This window comes from Kitasatospora sp. NPDC001540, assembly GCF_042894345.1.
Lineage (GTDB): Bacteria > Actinomycetota > Actinomycetes > Streptomycetales > Streptomycetaceae > Kitasatospora > Kitasatospora phosalacinea_C.
In genome coordinates this window covers 1-5242 of the sequence record NZ_JBIAVO010000048.1, presented here as the reverse complement: position 1 = coordinate 5242, position 5242 = coordinate 1, and the positions used below count along the sequence as shown (strand labels likewise).

Genomic DNA, 5242 nt, shown 5'->3' with positions numbered 1-5242 from the left:
TCCGCCCCCCCCCGCCCCGCGGCCCCCCCCCCCCCCACCACCCCCCCCCCCCCCCCGCCCGCCCCCCCCGCCCCGCGGGGGGGGGGGGGGGCGGCCCCGGGCCCCCCCCGCCGCCCCGGGGGCCCGGCCCGTGTCGCCCCGTGCGGGGGAGAGCCGGTCTGGGTAGATTGAATCTACGTAGATTGGAACTACCTGATCGGGGTTCGGCGTGGTCCCCTCGTTCGTCGGGCGGAGGACGGAGCTCGCCCTGCTGGGCAAGCGGCTCGAACGGGTCGCGGGCTCGGGGGCGGGCGCGGCGGTGGCGATCAGGGGCCGCCGTCAGGTCGGCAAGTCGCGTCTGGTCCAGGAGTTCTGCGACCGGGCGGCCGTCCCGTACCTCTTCTTCACCGCCACCAAAGGCGCTTCGCCGGTGGAGGCCGTGGCCGAGTTCCTGTCCGACCTGCGGGAGTCCGCGCTCCCCCGCGATGCCGACCTGGTGCCCTCCGGCGGTTCCGGGAGCTGGCCGGACGCGTTCCGGGCGCTGGCGGCGGCCCTGCCGGACCGGCCGTCGATCGTGGTGATCGACGAGGTGCCCTGGCTCTCCGAACAGGACGGCCTCTTCGACGGGGCCCTCCAGACGGCGTGGGACCGGCTCCTGGCGAAGCGGCCCGTCCTGCTCCTCCTGCTCGGCAGCGACCTGCACATGATGGAGCGCCTCACCTCCTACGACCGGCCCTTCTACGGCCGTGCCGACAACCTGGTGCTGGGGCCGCTGAACCCCGCCGAGGTCGGCGAGGCCCTCGGCCTGGACCCGGCCGACGCGGTCGACGCGCACCTGGTCTCGGGCGGACTGCCAGGCATCCTGCGGGCCTGGCCGCACGCCACCCCCGCTCTCCCCTTCCTGGAACAGGAGTGCGCGGACCCGGCCTCCCCGGTCTTCTCCGTCCCCGAGTCCTCCCTGCTGGCGGAGTTCCCGGCCCCGGACCAGGCCCGCCGGGTCCTGGAGGCCGTCGGGGGAGGCGACCGCACGCACGCCAACATCGCCGCGACGGCCGGCAGCCGCGAGGGCGCGCTGGCCTCCGGCTCCCTGTCGCCCCTGCTGCGACGCCTGGTCGAGGAGAAGCACGTCCTGGCCGTGGACGAGCCGGTGTCCACCCGGCCGGGCAAACCGGCCCTCTACCGGATCGCCGACAGCAACCTCCGCCTCTACCTGGCAGTCCTGCGCAGCGCGCAGGAACAGGTCCGCCGGGGCCGGCCGGAGGCGGCCTTCCGGGTGGTGGAGCGTCGGTGGGCCGCCTGGCGGGGGCGGGCCGTCGAGCCGCTGGTCCGGCAGTCCCTCGAACTGGCCGCCGTGGACGGGGCGCTGCCCTGGGAGGGCGTCGAGGCGGTCGGGGGCTGGTGGAACCGGCAGTTCGACCCGGAGGTCGACCTGGTCGGCGCCGACCGGTCCCCGGTCGCGGGACGGATCTCCTTCGTCGGCTCCACCAAGTGGCTGCTCAGCCCCTTCGACCGCCACGACCTGGCGGCCCTGACCCGCGCGGCGCCGCAGGTGCCCGGCTTCGACCCGGACCGCACCGGCCTGGTGGTGGCCTCGCTGTCCGGTGCCGCCCCGGACGCCGGTGAGGGAAGGGTCGACCTGCTGTGGGGCCCCGACCAGGTGGTCGGTGCCTGGCGGTGAGCCCCGGAACGGGAGGGGCCGGGGGGCCGGGGGGCCCCCCCCGCCGGGGGGGCCGGCCCGGGGGGTTGTGGGGCGCGGGTGGGGGCGGTGGGGGGGGCGGCCCCGGGCCCCCCCCGCCGCGCCGGGGCCCCGGCCCGTGTCGTACTTCCTGCCGGCTACCGGGCGTCAGCGGCCCTGCAGGGCCTTGACGTTGTCGCCGAAGGTCCAGCCCTTCGAGCCGTCCCAGTTGATCGACCAGGTCATCAGGCCCTTCAGCTGGCCGTTGAAGGAGCCGTAGGCCTGGGAGACCAGGCTGGGGGTCATGTAGCCGCCGCCCGCGCCCGACTGGGCCGGGAGGCCGGGGACCTGCTTGTCGTAGGGGACCTTGATCGTGGTGCCCTGGATGGTCAGGCCGTTGTTGAGGCAGGTGGTCTGGGCGGTGAAGCCCTGGACGGTGCCGGCCGAGTAGGAGTCGCCGGAGCAGCCGTACATGGAGCCGTTGTAGTACTGCATGTTCAGCCACCACAGCCGGCCGTTGTCCACGTACTTCTTGATGATCGGCAGGTACGAGCCCCAGATGGAGCCGTAGGTGACGCTGCCGCCGGTGACGTACGCGGTCTCCGGGGCCATGGTCAGGCCGAAGCCGGCCGGCATCTGGCCCAGGACGCCGTCGATGATGCGGATCAGGTTGGACTGCGAGGCGGACAGGGTGCCGATGCTGCCGCTGCCGGACAGGCCGGTCTCGATGTCGATGTCGATGCCGTCGAAGTTGTACTTCTTCAGGATCGGCACGATGGTGGCGACGAACTTGTCGGCCACCGCGCTGGAGCTGAGGTCGATGCCCGCGGCGGCGCCGCCGATCGACATCAGGACGGTCGCGCCGTTGGCCTTGGCCTGGCACATCTCGGCGGGGGTGGGCACCTTGACGCCGGTGTCCATGCCGTCCTGCCAGAGCACGGTGCCGTCGGAGAGGATCACCGGGAACGCGGTGGTGAGCACGTTGTAGCCGTGCTGGCCGATCCGGCTGTCGGTGATCGGGGTCCAACCGAGGCCCGGGTGCACGCCGTTGGAGGCGCCGTCCCAGTTCTCCCAGTAGCCCTGCAGGACCTTGCCGGTCGGCCGGGGCTTGGTGGCGCAGGTGACGTCGCCCGAGGTGGCGCTGCTGGACGGGCTCGGCGAGGTGCTGGTGGAGTTCGACGGGGAGGGGCTCGGCGAGCTGCCGGTGGACTGCGAGGGGGACGGGGACGGGCTCGGCGAGCTGCCGGTGGACTGCGACGGCGAGGGGCTGCCGCTGCCGCCGGGGCCGCTGAGCACCAGGTCGTCCGCGTAGAACGCGGGCTGGCCGTACCAGCCGTGCACGAAGACGGTCACCGAGGTGGTGGACGCGCCGGTGGAGAAGGTGGTGCTGAGCTGGCCGTACGAGGCGTTGCCCGGGGCCCAGGTGGAGGCGTTCACGCCGGTGCCGGTGGCGCCGAGGTAGACGTAGCTGCCCTGGACGAAGCCGCTCAGGGTGTACTGCGAGTTGGGCTGCACGCTGATGGTCTGCGAGCACTGCGCGCTGTCCTGGCCGCCGGGGGTGGCCTTGAGCGCGGAGGTGCCGCCGTGCACCGGGGTGCTGACGACCGTCGCGCCGGAGCCGCTGGTGCAGGTCCAGTTGGCGAGGCCGCTCTCGAAGCCGGGGTTGGCGATCAGGTTGGCGACGTCGGCGGAGGCGGTGACCGAGCCCGCCACGGCGAGGCCGGTGCCGATCACGGCGGCGGCGCTGACCCCGGCCAGCGTGCGCCGGGCGGCGCTCGGGCCGGAGCGGGCGTGGCTGACCCGGGACGCCTGGGCGGCGCGCTCCACGGGCGTGGACGACCTTCGACGGAACATCGTGCTCCCTTCCCGCCGAAACACCTGGTCATGGGCATGACCAGCGCTGTGGGGGCGCGGTGCCCGGCTGCGGGTGAGGTGGGACATGTGGGGGGTTGTGCCCAGCCGGATCGTAGGAGCGGGGGCAGGGGCCGTCAATAGGTCTGGACCAATAGCGAGGGTCTGGACCATTTCGGAAAGGGTGGTGAATTGAGCAACCGAAGGTTGCACATCGCGGCGGACCGGTCTACCGTAATGAGCAACCAGAGGTTGCGAGAGAACGGAGGGGCCCGATGGAACTCGGCAGCATCGAGCGGGAGATCCACATCGACGCCGCGCCCGAAGTGGTCTACCAGGCGATCAGCACGCCCGAACACCTGCGGGAGTGGTGGCCGGACGAGGCGGAGTTCGAGCCGGTGCCCGGCGGCACCGGAGCCGTCGTCTTCGGCGACCGGTCCGCACCGGACGCGAAGGTCGTCCCGCTCACGGTGGTCGAGGCCGACCCGCCCCGGCGGTTCTCGTTCCGGTGGACCCACGACCGGGACGAGGCCCCGACCTCGGCCAACTCGCTCCTGGTGGTCTTCGAACTGGCCCCGTCGGGCACCGGCACGCTGCTGCGCTTCACCGAGACGGGGTTCCGGGAGCGGGGATGGGAGGCGGCCGTCCTGGAGGAGCGGTACCAGGACCACGCCAACGGCTGGAACTTCTTCCTGCCCCGCCTCGGCGCGTACGTCGCGCGGCTGGTGTCGACCCCGTGAGCGCCACCGTCGACGACGACCTCTGGTCCGCGGTGGGGGACCCCACGCGACGGCGGATGCTCGACCTGCTGCTGGCCGACGGCGGCGGGACGGCGACCACGCTGAGCGGGCAACTGCCGGTCACCCGGCAGGCGGTCGCCAAGCACCTCGGCGTGCTCGACCGGGTGGGCCTGGTCCACGGCACGCCCTCCGGCCGCGAACGCCGCTACGAGGTCGACGAGGCCCAACTCGCCCGCGCGGTAGCCCAGTTGTCCTCGGTCGGGGCCGCCTGGGACGCCAGGCTGCGGCGCATCAAGCGCATCGCCGAGACGATCCAGCGCCACCAGGGCTGACCCCGCGCCCCACCCGCCCTGCCCGCCCCGCACCCGCACGACCGCACGACCGCACGGAACGGCGCCACCACCGTGGCGGCGCCGACGGACCGCGCCCGCCCGCGGGCGCCCGCACCGGGAAGAGGTGCCCGAGATGGTGGACATCCTGCACAGGATCGGCGTCACGGCGTCCCCCGAGGACGTCTACACGGCCCTGACGACCGTCCAGGGCCTGGCCGGCTGGTGGACGGAGGACACGGACGGCGACCCCGCCACCGGTGGCGTCGTCCGCTTCCGCTTCCCGCCCGGCGGGTTCGACATGAAGGTGCTGGACACCGAGCCCGCGCGGCGCGTGCGCTGGGAGGTCGTCGACGGCCCCGAGGAGTGGATCGGCACCCGGATCGTCTTCGAGCTCCGGCAGGAGGACGGCTGGACGATCGTCCTGTTCCGGCACGAAGGCTGGCGGGAGCCGGTGGAGTTCATGCACCACTGCAGCACCAAGTGGGCGATCTACCTGATGAGCCTCAAGAAGCTGGTCGAGACCGGCCGGGGCGAGCCCTCGCCCCACGACGTCCGGATCAGCGACTGGCACTAGGGAGCGTATTTGGTCGTGATCAAGGGGTGGTCCTGGTGAGGTCCTTGATCCAGATCATCGCGCCGCGAAGCTGGAGGCCGGCGAGGTAGCT

General features: G+C 73.3%; 5 protein-coding genes. 4 read left to right on the top strand and 1 reads right to left on the bottom strand.

Annotated elements, in window-relative coordinates; genetic code table 11:
- The first annotated feature begins 208 nt into the window (after positions 1-208).
- Positions 209-1657, top strand: a complete 1449-nt coding sequence (locus tag ACFY00_RS34585) for an ATP-binding protein (RefSeq protein WP_388037280.1) — start codon at positions 209-211, stop codon at positions 1655-1657.
- Positions 1658-1822: 165 nt separating this feature from the next.
- Here ACFY00_RS34585 and ACFY00_RS34580 read toward each other — a convergent pair whose 3' ends face one another.
- Positions 1823-3481 carry a carbohydrate binding domain-containing protein gene (locus ACFY00_RS34580; protein ID WP_388037278.1) on the bottom strand — a complete coding sequence of 553 codons (1659 nt, stop codon included), beginning with the start codon at positions 3479-3481 and terminating at the stop codon, positions 1823-1825.
- A gap of 299 nt (positions 3482-3780) precedes the next feature.
- On the opposite strand from ACFY00_RS34580, the gene ACFY00_RS34575 reads away from it, so the two are divergent.
- The 3 genes from ACFY00_RS34575 to ACFY00_RS34565 all read left to right on the top strand — a co-directional run bounded on the left by ACFY00_RS34575 (position 3781) and on the right by ACFY00_RS34565 (position 5151).
- Positions 3781-4245 carry an SRPBCC family protein gene (locus ACFY00_RS34575; RefSeq protein WP_388037275.1) on the top strand — a complete coding sequence of 155 codons (465 nt, stop codon included), beginning with the start codon at positions 3781-3783 and terminating at the stop codon, positions 4243-4245.
- Complete coding sequence (locus ACFY00_RS34570; RefSeq protein WP_388037273.1) at positions 4242-4577, top strand: ArsR/SmtB family transcription factor; 336 nt, start codon at positions 4242-4244, stop codon at positions 4575-4577. The genes ACFY00_RS34575 and ACFY00_RS34570 overlap by 4 nt, the downstream gene beginning before the upstream one ends.
- Before the next feature lie 133 nt (positions 4578-4710).
- Entirely contained in the window at positions 4711-5151 is a 441-nt protein-coding gene (locus tag ACFY00_RS34565; protein WP_388037271.1) for an SRPBCC domain-containing protein, read from the top strand.
- The last annotated feature ends 91 nt before the right edge of the window (positions 5152-5242 follow it).

Bases quoted from the DNA above. Each gene is read 5' to 3' on its own strand.
- ACFY00_RS34575 (WP_388037275.1), top strand. From the start codon at position 3,781: ATGGAACTCGGCAGCATCGAGCGGGAGATCCACATCGACGCCGCGCCC.
- ACFY00_RS34565 (WP_388037271.1), top strand. From the start codon at position 4,711: ATGGTGGACATCCTGCACAGGATCGGCGTCACGGCGTCCCCCGAGGAC.